Annotated in this window: 13 protein-coding genes; 1 reads left to right on the top strand and 12 read right to left on the bottom strand. The window is 71.2% G+C overall.

What is annotated here, in order from left to right:
- From secD to pgsA, 12 genes are all read right to left on the bottom strand, one after another.
- The gene (gene secD, locus ACIP79_RS35250; RefSeq protein ID WP_383682508.1) at positions 1–1,764 is read right to left on the bottom strand and encodes a protein translocase subunit SecD; all 1,764 of its coding nucleotides are present in this window, start codon (positions 1,762–1,764) and stop codon (positions 1–3) included.
- 141 nt (positions 1,765–1,905) lie between these two features.
- A complete protein-coding gene (gene yajC / locus ACIP79_RS35245) occupies positions 1,906–2,433 on the bottom strand; it encodes a preprotein translocase subunit YajC (protein ID WP_383682507.1) in 528 nt (175 codons plus the stop codon).
- A gap of 198 nt (positions 2,434–2,631) precedes the next feature.
- On the bottom strand, positions 2,632–3,702 hold the full coding sequence (gene ruvB / locus ACIP79_RS35240; protein WP_401230142.1) for a Holliday junction branch migration DNA helicase RuvB: 1,071 nt from the start codon (positions 3,700–3,702) through the stop codon (positions 2,632–2,634).
- Positions 3,703–3,820: 118 nt separating this feature from the next.
- Positions 3,821–4,429 carry a Holliday junction branch migration protein RuvA gene (ruvA, locus tag ACIP79_RS35235; protein WP_401230140.1) on the bottom strand — a complete coding sequence of 203 codons (609 nt, stop codon included), beginning with the start codon at positions 4,427–4,429 and terminating at the stop codon, positions 3,821–3,823.
- Positions 4,426–5,043: a crossover junction endodeoxyribonuclease RuvC gene (gene ruvC, locus ACIP79_RS35230; RefSeq protein WP_401230138.1), complete on the bottom strand. Its 618-nt coding sequence runs from the start codon at positions 5,041–5,043 to the stop codon at positions 4,426–4,428. Before ruvC ends, ruvA begins: the two co-directional genes overlap by 4 nt.
- Positions 5,044–5,237: 194 nt before the next feature.
- Positions 5,238–5,990 (bottom strand): YebC/PmpR family DNA-binding transcriptional regulator, encoded by a 753-nt coding sequence (locus ACIP79_RS35225; RefSeq protein ID WP_383682501.1) that lies wholly within the window; start codon positions 5,988–5,990, stop codon positions 5,238–5,240.
- 75 nt (positions 5,991–6,065) lie between these two features.
- Positions 6,066–6,680, bottom strand: a complete 615-nt coding sequence (gene pdxT, locus ACIP79_RS35220; protein WP_401230136.1) for a pyridoxal 5'-phosphate synthase glutaminase subunit PdxT — start codon at positions 6,678–6,680, stop codon at positions 6,066–6,068.
- Positions 6,681–6,686: 6 nt separating this feature from the next.
- Positions 6,687–7,610, bottom strand: coding sequence for a pyridoxal 5'-phosphate synthase lyase subunit PdxS (gene pdxS / locus ACIP79_RS35215; RefSeq protein ID WP_387186824.1), 924 nt, complete (start codon positions 7,608–7,610; stop codon positions 6,687–6,689).
- A gap of 135 nt (positions 7,611–7,745) precedes the next feature.
- On the bottom strand, positions 7,746–8,291 hold the full coding sequence (locus ACIP79_RS35210) for a hypothetical protein (protein WP_383682496.1): 546 nt from the start codon (positions 8,289–8,291) through the stop codon (positions 7,746–7,748).
- Between the two features lie 464 nt (positions 8,292–8,755).
- A complete protein-coding gene (locus ACIP79_RS35205; protein ID WP_401230133.1) occupies positions 8,756–9,916 on the bottom strand; it encodes a glycosyltransferase family 4 protein in 1,161 nt (386 codons plus the stop codon).
- The gene (locus ACIP79_RS35200) at positions 9,913–10,872 is read right to left on the bottom strand and encodes a phosphatidylinositol mannoside acyltransferase (protein ID WP_387186825.1); all 960 of its coding nucleotides are present in this window, start codon (positions 10,870–10,872) and stop codon (positions 9,913–9,915) included. The genes ACIP79_RS35205 and ACIP79_RS35200 overlap by 4 nt, the downstream gene beginning before the upstream one ends.
- A complete protein-coding gene (pgsA, locus tag ACIP79_RS35195) occupies positions 10,869–11,591 on the bottom strand; it encodes a phosphatidylinositol phosphate synthase (protein WP_401230420.1) in 723 nt (240 codons plus the stop codon). Before pgsA ends, ACIP79_RS35200 begins: the two co-directional genes overlap by 4 nt.
- A 217-nt stretch (positions 11,592–11,808) precedes the next feature.
- Between pgsA and ACIP79_RS35190 the strand changes: the two genes are divergently transcribed.
- Positions 11,809–14,007 carry an elongation factor G-like protein EF-G2 gene (locus tag ACIP79_RS35190; RefSeq protein ID WP_401230130.1) on the top strand — a complete coding sequence of 733 codons (2,199 nt, stop codon included), beginning with the start codon at positions 11,809–11,811 and terminating at the stop codon, positions 14,005–14,007.
- Positions 14,008–14,126 lie beyond the last annotated feature (119 nt).

Below are 14,126 nucleotides of genomic sequence, written 5' to 3'. Positions count from 1 at the left end.
TCACGCCTCCTTCGTGTCGACGGGGGCGGAGGGGCGACGGGTGCGGCGCAGCGGGGGCTTGGCGCCCAGTCGCTTCGGGTCGAGGCCGGACCAGGTGTGACCGCTCGCGAAGAACTGCTTGCGGGCGAGGATCGTCATCAGCGGCTTGGTGAAGAAGAAGACGACGACCACGTCGAGCAGCGTCGTCAGACCGAGCGTGAATGCGAAGCCCTGGACCTTGCCGACGGTGACGATGAAGAGCACCGCCGCGGCGAGGAACGACACGAAGTCGGAGACCAGGATGGTGCGCCGGGCGCGCGGCCAGGCACGCTCGACGGCCGGGCGCAGCGAGCGCCCTTCGCGGATCTCGTCCCGGATGCGTTCGAAGAACACGATGAACGAGTCCGCCGTGATCCCGATCGCGACGATCGCTCCACAGACCGCCGGGAGGTTCAGGGCGAAACCGATGGCGGGACCGAGCAGCGACATGATCACGTACGTGAGGGCGGCCGAGACCAGCAGCGAGGCGATGGCGATGAGCGACAGGCCCCGGTAGTAGACCACCAGGTAGATGACGACCAGGGCCAGGCCGATCGCACCCGCGATCAGACCGGCGTGCAGCTGCTCGCCGCCGAGCGCGGCGGTCACCGTGGTGACGCTGGACTCGGTGAAGGTCAGCGGCAGGGCGCCGTACTTCAGCATGTTCGCCAGGTCCTGCGCCTCGGTCTGGTCGAAGGTGCCGGAGATCTCCGCGCTGCCGCCGGTCAGCGCCTGGCTGACGTACGGGTCGGAGACGACCTCACCGTCGAGGACGATGGCGAACTGGTTCTGCGGGGTGGTGTTCTGCGCGAGCGTGCCGGTGATCTCGGCGAACTTCTTGGAGCCACCGGACGTGAAGTCCATGGTGACCTTCCAGCCAGCGGCACCCTGGGTGTCGAAGACCGCGGCGGCCGACTTGATGTCCGTACCCGACACGGCGGCCGGGCCGAGCACGTACTTCTGCCACTGGCCCGAGGCGTTCTGACCGCAGGCCACGGTGGAGTCGCTGGGCTTGGCGCCGTCGCCCGCGGTGGCGCGGGCCGCCTTGTCGGTGCAGTCCAGGGCGGTGTACTCGGCTTGGAGCTTCGCCGTCGCGGCGTCGGGGGCACTGGCGCTCGCGGAGGGCGAGGCACTGGCCGACGGGCTGGTGGAGCCGGTCGGGGAGGGCGTCGTGTCGGCCTTCAGGGCGTCGGTGACGGCGCGGCCCTGGGAGGTGGCGGTGGCCGACGGGGTGGCGGAGGTCGCCTTGTCGGTGGCTTCCTCGGAGGCGCTGCTCGAAGGACTGCTCGACGCCCCGGCGGAGGTGCTGGGCGACGGGCTGGCCGACGCGGCGGCCCCGGAGACCTCGGTGGCCAGGACCGGACGGAAGTAGAGCTTGGCGGTGGTGCCGACCTGCTCCCGGGCCTGCTCGGAGTTCGTGCCCTTGGGGATGTTGACGATGATGTTCTTGTCGCCCTGGGTCTGGACCTCCGCCTCGGAGACGCCAAGACCGTTGACACGGCGGTTCATGATGTCGACCGCGGTGTCCATGTTGGTCTTGTTGATCGCGTTGGGCTGGCCCGGTTCGTTCTTCGCCGTGAGCGTGATGCTCGTGCCGCCGGCGAGGTCGATACCGAGACGTGGAGTGGTGTGCCCGGAGAGGAACATCCCCCCGGTGAGCGCCACGATGGCGATCAGGATGAGGGCCAGCGAGCGCCCCGGCCTGCTCTGGGCGCTCGCGCTCCGGCCCTTCTTCGGTGCTGCCACCTTCTCGTACTCCCTCTCGGGCCGCCTCACGCCGGGTGAGCGCGCGGGCGGCCATGACATGGTGTCGCGATTCCGTGCGAGGACCGCACATCCCCTCGGCGGCGGGGCGCGAGCGGATCGCGCCGCGGCCTGGGGGTGTGCCTACTTCGCGTCGGTCTCGCCGTCGGTCTTCTTCGGCTCTGCTTCGGCGGCCTTGGTCTCGGTGGGCTCATCGGCCTTCACGTCGACGGGCTTGTCGGCCGGCTCGTCCACGGCGTCCTTCTTGCCGAGGTCGATGGGCTTGTCGTCGGAAGCGTCGGAAGATGCGTCGGCGGCGGGCTCGTCGGACTCGGTGAGGGAGGAGGCGTCGTCCGGGACGACGGAGACGTCGGACTTCAGGTCGTGCTCGACGCCGTGCACGATGCGGTTGTACTCGTCGTCGGAGAGGACGGCACCGATCGAGTTCTTGGCGAAGACGAGGTCGACGCCGGGGGCCGCGTCAAGGAGGACCGTCTCCTCGTTGACCTCCTTCACCGTCGCGTACAGGCCGCCGATCGTGCGGACGCCGGTGCCGGGCTGCATCTCATTGCGCATCTGCGCGGCCGCCGACTGCTTGCGCTTGGCCGAGCGGGTCATCAGGAACATCGCCCCGATGAGCACGATGAACGGGAGGAGGGTCACGAGACTCACGGGTCGGAACTTCCTTCAGTCGACCGCGATGGTGAGCGGCCTGTTGGATGGGGGTGTGTACACCGCCGACAAGGGCGGCATCGGCGGAGTCTAAGCGAGTCCGCACTCATGGAACAACGCTCAGCATGGCACCGGGGTTCCTGTCCCGGCAGTACCCTCCCCCACTTCGGCCGGGCTCGGCCGGGGGGACCCGCGTCGTCACGTCCCGAACAGGTCCTGTTGTCCGTTTCCGCCGGTCGCCTGGCGGGGCGGGGTGAGTCCGAGATGTGCCCACGCGGCCGGTGTCGCCACCCGGCCACGGGGGGTACGGGCGAGCAGTCCCTCCCGTACGAGGAAGGGCTCGGCGACCTCCTCCACGGTCTCACGCTCCTCCCCCACCGCGACCGCGAGCGTGGAGAGGCCGACCGGGCCGCCGCCGAAGAGCTTGAGCAGGGCTTCGAGCACGCCGCGGTCCAGGCGGTCCAGGCCGCGCGCGTCCACCTCGTACACGGCGAGGGCGGCGCAGGCGATGTCCTTCGTGATCACGCCGTCGGCCTTGACCTGCGCGTAGTCGCGCACGCGGCGCAGCAGGCGGTTGGAGATACGGGGTGTGCCCCGGGAGCGGCCGGCGATCTCGGCGGCCCCCGCGGTGTCGATCTCGACGTCGAGCAGGTTCGCCGAACGGTGGATGACCCGCTCCAGCTCGGCGGGTTCGTAGAACTCCATGTGTGCGGTGAAGCCGAAGCGGTCGCGCAGCGGCGGGGGCAGCAGTCCCGCGCGCGTGGTGGCGCCGACCAGGGTGAAGGGCGGCAGTTCGAGGGGGATGGCTGTGGCGCCGGGGCCCTTGCCGACGATGACGTCGACGCGGAAGTCCTCCATCGCCATGTAGAGCATCTCCTCGGCGGGCCGGGACATGCGGTGGATCTCGTCGAGGAAGAGCACCTCGCCCTCCTGGAGCGAGGAGAGGATCGCGGCGAGGTCTCCGGCGTGCTGGATGGCGGGGCCGCTGGTGATGCGGATGGGGGCTTCCATCTCGGCCGCGATGATCATCGAGAGGGTGGTCTTGCCGAGGCCGGGGGCGCCCGAGAGGAGCACGTGGTCGGCGGTGGCGCCGCGTGCGCGTGCGGCGCGCAGGACGAGGTCGAGCTGTTCGCGGACCTTCTCCTGGCCGATGAACTCGCCCAGGTCCTTGGGACGGAGCGCGGCCTCGACGGCCTGGTCCTCGCGGTCGGCGGACGCTCCGACGAGCCGCTCGTCGGCGGCTTCGTCGGTCGGGTCGTCCCAGTTCACTGAAGTTCTCCTCGAAGGGGGCACACCGGGTGGCTCTCGCCGGCCGGGGTCCAGGGGTCGTCCCCCGGTGGGACACAGCATCGCGTGTGTCCCGCGGGGTGGTGGGGCCGCCGGCGGTTCAGCGAGTGCGGTTCAGGGTCTGGAGGGCGGCCTTCAGCAGGTGGCCCACCTGGGGTGTGCCCTCGGCGGCCTCGGCCTGCGGGGCGACCGCGGAGACCGCCTCGTCGGCCTCGCGTGTCGCGTATCCGAGGCCGATCAGCGCGGCGTGCAGTTGGTCGCGCCAGCCGGTGCTGACCGGGGCGCCGACGGCGGTGCCGGTGCCGACGGGGGCGCCGAGCCGGTCCTTGAACTCCAGGAGGAGCTTCTGGGCGCCCTTCTTGCCGATGCCGGGGACGGCCATGAGCGCCTTCTCGTCACCGGCGGACACCGCGCGGCGCAGGGCGTCCGGCGAGTGCACGGCGAGCATGGCCTGGGCGAGCCGGGGGCCGACGCCGCTCGCGGTCTGGAGCAGTTCGAAGGTCCCCCGCTCGTCGTCGTCCACGAAGCCGTACAGGGTCAGTGAGTCCTCGCGTACGACCAGCGAGGTGGCGAGTTTGGCGGGCTGTCCCAGCCGGAGTCCGGAGAGTGTGTTGGGCGCGCACTGGACGGCGATGCCGATGCCGCCGACCTCCAGGACCGCCGAGTCGGGGGCGAGGGCGGCGACCGGGCCGCTGACGAAGGCGATCATGCGGTACGGCCTTTCGATGCGGGTGGTGATGCGGGTTGTGCCGCGGAAGGGGATGCCTGGTGCGCCGCCTGCTTCGACGCGTGCAGGGCGTGGGCCTGCTCCAGGCGGTTCTGCGCGACGGCCTGCTGGAGCCGGTTCTGGGCGGGCCCGCGCCAGATGTGGCAGATGGCGAGGGCCAGGGCGTCCGCGGCGTCGGCGGGCTTGGGGGGCGTGTCGAGGCGGAGCAGGCGCGAGACCATCGCCCCGACCTGGGCCTTGTCCGCGCGTCCGTGGCCGGTGACGGCGGCCTTGACCTCGCTGGGCGTGTGCAGGGCGACGGGGATGCCGCGCCGGGCGGCGCACAGCATGGCGACCGCGCTGGCCTGGGCGGTGCCCATCACCGTACGGACGTTGTGCTGGCTGAACACCCGCTCCACGGCGACGAACTGGGGCCTGTACTCGTCGAGCCACCGCTCGATGCCCTGCTCGATGGCGACGAGGCGCAGGCCCAGATCGGCGTCCGCCGCGGTGCGTACGACGCCGACGCCGCGCATGGTCAGGGGCCGGCCCGCGACACCTTCGACCACGCCGACACCGCACCGCGTCAGCCCGGGGTCAACGCCCAGTACCAGCACCCCAGCCCCCCTTCGCGGCCGAACCGCCGCCGCTCTCGCGGAGGTGGCCGGTCGCCGTCCTGGTCGCTCCCTCGACGGCCGCGGTCCGGGGACGGCGATCATCGTCTGTCGTCGCCAGGCTATCCGCTGCCACCGACAACGACGGCGGGCCGGTAGGACGTGTCCCACCGGCCCGCCGAAAAGGAACCCTCGCGTCAGGCGTCGACCTTCGCCATGACGTCGTCGCTCACGTCGAAGTTGGCGAAGACGTTCTGCACGTCGTCGCTGTCCTCAAGGGCGTCGATCAGCTTGAAGATCTTCCGGGCGCCCTCTTCGTCGAGCTCGACCTGCATGGTCGGGACGAAGTTCGCCTCGGCGGAGTCGTAGTCGATGCCCGCCTCCTGGAGGGCGGTGCGCACCGCGACCAGGTCGGTGGCCTCGGAGATGACCTCGAAGGAGTCACCGAGGTCGTTGACCTCCTCCGCGCCCGCGTCGAGCACGGCGCCCAGGACGTCGTCCTCGCCCAGCTCACCCTTGGGGACGATCACGACGCCCTTGCGGTGGAAGAGGTACGAGACCGAGCCGGGGTCGGCCATGTTGCCGCCGTTGCGCGTCATGGCGACGCGGACGTCCGAGGCGGCCCGGTTGCGGTTGTCGGTGAGGCACTCGATGAGCACCGCGACACCGCTGGGGCCGTAACCCTCGTACATGATCGTCTCGTAGTCGGCGCCACCGGCTTCGAGACCGGCGCCGCGCTTCACCGCGGAGTCGATGTTCTTGTTCGGAACCGAGCTCTTCTTGGCCTTCTGGATGGCGTCGAACAGCGTCGGGTTGCCGGACACGTCGGCGCCGCCCGTGCGGGCCGCCACCTCGATGTTCTTGATCATCTTCGCGAAGAGCTTGCCGCGTTTGGCGTCGATCACGGCCTTCTTGTGCTTCGTCGTAGCCCATTTAGAGTGGCCGGACATCTGCCTGTCTCCTTCGCGTAACCCATCCCGTACGAACTCCCCCAGGCTTTCAGAGCATGGGGAGATCCCCAGATCCTACAAGGACTGAGGTGTCCGGTCGGCGCGCACCATGTCGACGAACAGGCCGTGCACGCGGTGGTCGCCGGTCAGTTCGGGGTGGAAGGACGTGGCGAGCGCGTTGCCCTGGCGTACGGCCACGATGTGGCCCTCGTGCTCGGCCAGCACCTCGGTCCCGGCGCCCACGGACTCGACCCAGGGGGCACGGATGAAGACGCCCTCCACCGGGTCCCCCTCGACGCCCGTGACGTCGACCGCCGCCTCGAAGGACTCGTTCTGCCGTCCGAAGGCGTTGCGGCGCACGATCATGTCGATGCCGCCGACTGTCTCCTGGCCCGAGCGCGGGTCGAGGATCTTGTCGGCGAGCATGATCATGCCGGCGCAGGTGCCGTATACCGGCAGGCCGTCCCGCACGCGCGCGCGGAGGGGTTCCATCAGGCCGAACATGACGGCCAGCTTGGAGATGGTGGTCGACTCGCCGCCGGGGATCACCAGACCGTCGACCTCGGCGAGTTCCTCGGGGCGCCGCACCGGCCTGGCCACGGCGTCGGCCGCGGCCAGGGCGATCAGGTGCTCCCGTACGTCACCCTGGAGTGCCAGGACCCCGATCACGGGGGTACCAGGAGTGCTCATGGGTGGCTACCAGCCACGGTTCGCGTAGCGCTCGGACTCGGGGAGGGTGTCGCAGTTGATGCCGACCATGGCCTCGCCCAGGTTGCGGGAGGCGTCCGCGATGATCTTCGGGTCGTCGTAGAAGGTGGTGGCCTTCACGATGGCGGCGGCACGCTTGGCCGGGTCGCCGGACTTGAAGATGCCGGAGCCGACGAAGACGCCCTCGGCGCCGAGCTGGCGCATCAGCGCGGCGTCGGCGGGGGTCGCGACACCGCCGGCGGAGAACAGCACGACCGGCAGCTTGCCGAGCTCGGCGACCTCGCGCACGATCTCGTACGGGGCGCGGAGCTCCTTGGCGGCGGCGTACAGCTCGTTGTTGTCGTAGCCGCGCAGCCGGGCGATCTCGTTCTTGATCTGGCGCAGGTGGCGGACCGCCTCGACGACGTTGCCGGTGCCGGCCTCGCCCTTGGAGCGGATCATGGCGGCGCCCTCGGCTATCCGGCGCAGGGCCTCGCCCAGGTTGGTGGCACCGCACACGAAGGGGGTCGTGAACGCCCACTTGTCGGAGTGGTTGACCTCGTCGGCCGGGGTGAGGACCTCGGACTCGTCGATGTAGTCGACGCCGAGGGACTGGAGCACCTGGGCCTCGACGAAGTGGCCGATGCGCGACTTGGCCATGACGGGGATCGAGACCGCCTCGATGATCTCCTCGATCATGGTCGGGTCCGACATGCGCGCCACGCCGCCGTCCTTGCGGATGTCGGCGGGGACGCGCTCCAGGGCCATGACGGCGACGGCGCCCGCGTCCTCGGCGATCTTCGCCTGTTCGGCGTTGACCACATCCATGATCACGCCCCCCTTGAGCTGCTCGGCCATGCCGCGCTTGACGCGCGCGGTGCCGGTCGCAGTGGGTTCGGTGGGCTGTGCGGAGCTGGAGAGCGTGCTGGACACGGGTAGACCTCACTCGGTGAAAGAGGGTTTCTGCATCACCGAGGAAACGGGAGTGGACCAGGCCACAGCAAGGGCCAATGGGGAGGCGGTGGCTCGTTTTCCTCCGCGGACGGGGACCGAGGACGCCGCGCGCACTCAGCTCGTCGGCCGGTCCGCCAGTGCCACCGGCGGCTCGTCGTCCATCTCGAAGGCCAGCGGGAACGGCGCGTGCCCGGCCAGCCGGAACCAGCGGACCGCGCGGTGCCGGCGCAGCGCCCTTGCCGCCCGTACGGCGTCGTTGTGGAAGCGCCGGGCCATCGGCACCCGCCGCACCGCCTGGGCCAGTTCCCCGGCGGCCTCCTCGCCCCCGGGCGCGGCCCGCACCGCCTCGACCTGCTGCACCTCACCGAACACGGCCCGCAGCGCCTGGCTCAGCTCGCTCTCGGCCACCTCACGCTGTTCCTCCTCGGCCTGCCGGGCCGCGTGCGCCGCCTCGTACAGCACGATCGACGCGGCCGGATCGAGCACGCCGGAGGTGGCCAGTTCCTGGGCCACCGAGGCCCGGCGCAGGAGTTGCGCGTCGAGCGCGGCGCGGGCCGCGTCGATCCGGGAGTGCAGCCGGTCGAGCCGCCCCGCGGTCCAGCTCAGGTAGAGGCCGATCGCGACGAGGGCGACGAGGATCCAGATGAGGGTTGGGGTCACGGGCGCAAAGGCTACCTGTGCACCGGCCCCGCCCTCCGGGCGCCCGGACACGGGCAGTTGGAAAAGCGAACCGTCCACCCGCGTGCGGGGGGACGCAGGCGTGGGAGCCGCCGTTCGAACCGTCCACCCGCGTGCGGGTGGACGACGGCGTGGGAGCCGCCATTCGAACCGTCCACCCACGCGTGGGTGGACGACGGCGTTCAAGCAGGCGCGGGAGCCGGCCTTCGAACCGTCCACCCACGCGCGCGGGTTGACGACGAGGTCGACGGCTCCGGCGTACTCCTCGGCCGTCGTCCACCCGCGCGCGGGTGGACGACGAACGGGATCACCGCGCCCGTCACGAGCTGGAGCGTCCAGCCGAGCGCGCGTGGACGACGGCGATCAGCATCGGCAGGGCACCCACGAGATACGTCCACCCACGCCCGCGGGTGGACAACTCGCCCGCTCCCTCTCCGCTGTGCCGCTCAGTCCCTCGCCAGCCCGAACCGGGCCCGCAGTCCGGTGCGTTCGTCGGCAGCCACCGCGGCGGCCCCGTCCGTCACCGTCTCGTACACGGACAGGATGTCGGCCCCGACGGTCGACCAGTCGAACCGCCGCACGTGCGCGCTCCCCCGCTCCCGCAGCTCGGCACGGCGGGCGGGATCACCGAGCAGCCGTACCGCGGAGGCGGCCAGCGCGTCGGCGTCCTCGTTGGCGAACAGCTCGCCCGCCGCCCCCTGGTCCAGCACCTGCGTGAACGCGTCCAGGTCGGAGGCCAGCACCGGCGCCCCCGCCGACAGCGCCTCCACCAGGATGATCCCGAAGCTCTCGCCGCCGGTGTTGGGCGCGACGTACACGTCGACGCTGCTCAGGAAGCGTGCCTTGTCCTCGTCGCTGACCATGCCGAGGAACTGGACGCGCGCGCGCATCTCGTCCGGCAGGCTCTCGACGGCCTCCTTCTCGTCGCCGCGTCCGGCGACCAGGAGCCGGGTCCCGGGGCGCTCCGCAAGGATCTTCGGCAGGGCCTTCATGAGGACCGGCAGGCCCTTGCGGGGCTCGTCGATGCGCCCTATGAAGCCGAGGGTCTCGCCCTGCCACTCGGACTTGGGCTCGGCGCGGGCGAAGAAGTCGACGTCGACGCCGTTCGGGATGACGACGGCGTCGCCGCCCAGATGCTCCACGAGGGTGCGCCGCGCGTACTCGCTCACCGCGATCCGCGCGCGGATCTTCTCCAGCGCGGGCTGGAGGATCGGGTACGCGGCGATCATCGCCCGGGAGCGCGGGTTCGAGGTGTGGAAGGTGGCGACGATCGGGCCCTGCGCCGCCCAGCAGGCCAGCAGGCCGAGCGAGGGCGAGGCCGGTTCGTGGATGTGGATCACGTCGAAGGTGCCGTCGTGCAGCCAGCGCCGTACCCGGGCCGCCGACAGGAAGCCGAAGTTCAGCCGGGCCACCGAGCCGTTGTAGGGCACCGGAACCGCCCGGCCCGCCGAGACGACGTACGGCGGCAGCGGGGTCTCGTCGTCCGCGGGAGCGAGGACGGACACCTCGTGGCCGAGGCGGATGAGGTGCTCGGCCAGGTCGCGGATGTGGAACTGGACGCCGCCAGGCACATCCCAGGAGTACGGGCAGACGATGCCGATCCTCACGGGGTGCCCTTCGCCGGATCGGGCGGGGAGCCCTGGTCGGGTCCCGCGCCGGGAGCCCTCCCGGGGTCGAGGTCCTTGAGCCACAAGCGCTGGAGCATGTGCCAGTCCTCCGGATGGTCGGCGATGCCGGTGGCGAAGGCGTCGGCCAGCGCCTGTGTCATGACAGACGTCTTCTCGGCCCGGTCGCCTGACCCGGGGACCTCGACGGGGGGATGGACACGGCCGCGCATCACGGTCGAGTCGTCGTACCAGAGCGTCACGGGCAGGAGCAGCGCACCGGTCTGCTGGGCCAGCAGGGCGGGGCCGGCCGGCATCCGGGTCGCCTCGCCGAAGAACTCGACCTCGACGCCGGACGCGGACAGGTCACGCTCGGCGACCAGGCAGACCAGGCCGCCGTCGCGCAGCCGCCGGGCCAGCGTGCCGAACGCGGTGCCGCCGCTGTGCGGCAGGACCTCCATGCCCAGGCCCTCGCGGTAGGCGACGAAACGGTCGTACAGCGATTCGGGCTTGAGTCGCTCGGCGACCGTGGTGAAGGGGGTGTCGAGGGCGGTGGTGACCCAGGCGCCGGCGAGATCCCAGTTGCCCATGTGGGGCAGCGCCAGGATCACGCCCTTGTCGGAGGCGATCCCGTCGGTGAGGTGGTGCAGGTCCGTGACCTCGACGCCCGTCCGCACGCGCTCCGCGCTCCACGCCGGGAGCCGGAAGGACTCCATCCAGTAACGCAGGTACGAGCGCATGCCCGCCCTGGAGAGCTCGGCGAGCCGCTCCGGGGTCGCGTCGGGCAGCACGCGCGCGTAGTTGCTCTCCAGTCGCTGTACGCCCTTGCCGCGCTTCTTCCAGGCGATGTCCGCGATGCTCCGGCCCAGCCGCACCGCGACCGGCTCCGGGAGCTTCTTGACGGTGCTCCAGCCGAGCGCGTAGGCCCCGTCCGTCAGCCGGTCCTTCAGACCGCTCACGAGGACGTCCCGGTGCTCTGCGCCTCGGCCGCGGCGTCCGCCTCGGCGGACTCCCTGCGGACCGTCACCACGCGCTGGATCAGTGTCACGAAGCTGCCCACGGCGACGACCCACAGAGCGATGGGCAGCAGGATGTCGATGCCGGGGACCCCGAACTTGTGGAAGCCCGCGAGGCCCGCCGCGACCAGGGAGATCACCAGTCGCTCGGCGCGCTCGATCAGTCCGTTGACCGCGACCGGCAGCCCGATCGACTCGCCGCGGGCCTTCGTGTACGAGACCACCTGGCCGCTGGCCAGGCAGAAGATCGAGACGGCGCACAGCACGTTGTTGTCGCCGCTGCCCGCGTACCAGAGAGCGAAGCCGCCGAAGACCGCGCTGTCGGCCACCCGGTCGAGCGTGGAGTCCAGGAAAGCTCCCCAGCGGCTGGTGCGGCCGAGCTGGCGTGCCATGTTCCCGTCGACGAGGTCCGAGAACACGAACAGCGTGATGACGATCGTGCCCCAGAAGAACTCTCCCCGGGGGTAGAAGACCAGCGCGCCCGCCACCACTCCGGCCGTACCCAGGAGGGTGACCGTGTCGGGGCTTACCCCCCGGCGGATGAGAAACGCGGCGAACGGTGTGAGGACACGCGTGAAGAATGCACGCGCGTACTTGTTCAGCATGGCCTTCCCGAGGTTCGGTGTCGCCGCGCGGCCCCTGTTGGCCGCCGGCTGGCCCATCGTAGCCACGCGCGCGCTTGTGCGACGCTCGGGCACCCGCGCCCCGTGTCCCGGCGGGACCGGGGCGGTGCGACGGCGCGATCGCGTCCGCCGTATGGACGCACCGTGACGCGAGTGGAAAGCTCGAAGGCACCGCGGGCGTCACCGGAGCCGCCACCGTACGCGGGGCCGTGTGTCCGCGCCCACAGTGACCTCACCGTGTACGGGAGGCAAGGCCATGGGCGACAAGGCGAACGCACATCCCGGAGCCGCCGGCAGGGCTACGGCGGCCGACCACCCCGCGTCCGTACGGAATGTGGTGCTGGTCGGCCACAGCGGTTCGGGCAAGACGACTCTGGTGGAGGCTCTCGCGCTCACGGCGGGAGCGGTGAACCGGGCGGGCCGCGTGGAGGACGGCGGCACCGTCTCCGACTACGACGAGATCGAGCACCGGCAGCAGCGTTCGGTGCAGCTCTCCCTGGTACCCGTCGACTGGGACGGATACAAGATCAATATTCTCGACACCCCCGGATACGCCGATTTCGTCGGCGAGCTGAGGGCCGGTCTGCGAGCGGCGGACGCGGCCCTCTTCGTCGTCTCGGCCTCGGACGGGGTCGACGGCTCGACCCGGATGGTGTGGGAGGAGTGCGCGGCCGTCGGCATGCCGAGAGCCATCGTGGTCACCCATCTCGAATCCGCGCGGGCCGACTTCGACGACATGACGCGGATCTGCGCGGAGGCCTTCGGCGCGGACGACCCCGACGCCGTCCTGCCCCTGTACCTGCCGCTGCACGGCACGGCGGGACCTGACGGGCACGCGAACGTGACCGGGCTTATCGGGCTGCTGTCGCGGCGTCTGTACGACTACTCCTCCGGGGAGCGCGAGGAGGCCGAGCCCGACGCCGGCAGGCTGCCGCTGATCGAGGAGGCCCGCAACCGGCTGATCGAGGGAATCATCGCCGAGAGCGAGGACGAGACCCTCATGGACCGCTACCTCGGCGGCGAGGACATCGACCTCAAGACGCTGGTGGAGGACCTGGAGCGGGCGGTGGCACGCGGGGCCTTCTTCCCGGTGCTGGCCGCCGCGCCTGCCGCAGACGGAGCCCGGCAGGGCCTCGGCACGGTGGAGCTCCTCGAACTCGTCACGGGCGGTTTCCCGACCCCGCTGGAGCGCGAGGCCCCCGCAGTCACCACACCGGACGGCAGGGCGCGTCAGGTCGGCGCCTGCGACCCGGACGGGCCGCTGGTCGCCGAGGTCGTGAAGACGGCGTCCGACCCCTACGTGGGCCGGGTCTCGCTCGTGCGGGTCTTCTCCGGAACCCTGCGCCCCGACCAGACCGTGCACGTCTCCGGGCACGGTCTGTCCGACCGCGGGCACGAGGACCACGACGTCGACGAACGCGTCGGCGCCCTGTCCGCGCCGTTCGGCAAACAGCAGCGCGCCCTCACGCACTGCATCGCGGGCGACCTGGCGTGCGTGGCGAAGCTGAACCGGGCGGAGACCGGCGACACCCTCTCGGCCAAGGACGACCCGCTCCTGATGGAGCCCTGGCAGATGCCCGACCCGCTGCTGCCGCTCGCCATCCAGGCGCACAGCAAGGCCGACGAGGACAAGCTCTCGCAGGGCCTGGGCCGGCTGGTGGCCGAGGACCCCACCATGCGCCTGGAGCAGAACCGGAACACCCACCAGGTCGTCCTGTGGTGCCTGGGCGAGGCGCACGCGGACGTGGCCCTGGAGCGGCTGCGCAACCGTTACGGCGTCCAGGTCGACGTGATCCCGTACCGGGTGTCCCTGCGCGAGACGTTCGCCGCCGGGGCCACCGGACGGGGACGCCATGTGAAGCAGTCCGGCGGGCACGGCCAGTACGCGATCTGCGAGATCGAGGTCGAACCGCTGCCGAACGGTTCGGGCATCGAGTTCGTGGACAAGGTCGTCGGCGGCGCCGTGCCGCGGCAGTTCATCCCGTCCGTGGAGAAGGGCGTACGCGCGCAGGCCGCCAGAGGGGTGTCCCCGGGGCATCCGCTCATCGACATCAGGATCACCCTGCTCGACGGCAAGGCGCACTCGGTGGACTCCTCCGACGCCGCGTTCCAGACCGCGGGCGCGCTCGCCCTGCGCGAGGCCGCCGCCGACGCCAGGATCCATCTCCTGGAGCCGGTGGCCGAGGTGACCGTCATGGTCGGCGACGACTACGTGGGCGCCGTGATGAGCGACCTCTCGGGGCGGCGCGGCCGGGTCGTGGGCACCGAGCAGGCGGGCGGCGGGCGCACGCTCGTACGGGCCGAGGTGCCGGAGATCGAGATCGGGCGGTACGCCGTCGATCTCCGTTCCCTGTCACACGGCACGGCGCGCTTCAGCCGAAGTTACGCGCGGCACGAGCCGATGCCGCCACAGATCGCCGAGAGGATTCGCGAACAGGCCCGTACCGCCTCGTAGTTCGGCCGCCGCGCGGTGAAGTGGTCGATCCGGCCCCGCGAGTGGTCCGACCTGCGACGCCGGACCGTCCCGGCTCCCCCGCGCATCGGTGGACGGCTTCGGTCGCCCACTGACGAATG

Source organism: Streptomyces sp. NPDC088747, from assembly GCF_044751025.1.
Classification (GTDB): Bacteria; Actinomycetota; Actinomycetes; order Streptomycetales; family Streptomycetaceae; genus Streptomyces.
Note: the sequence above shows the minus strand (reverse complement) of the source record. Positions and strands in the feature narration are given on the sequence as shown.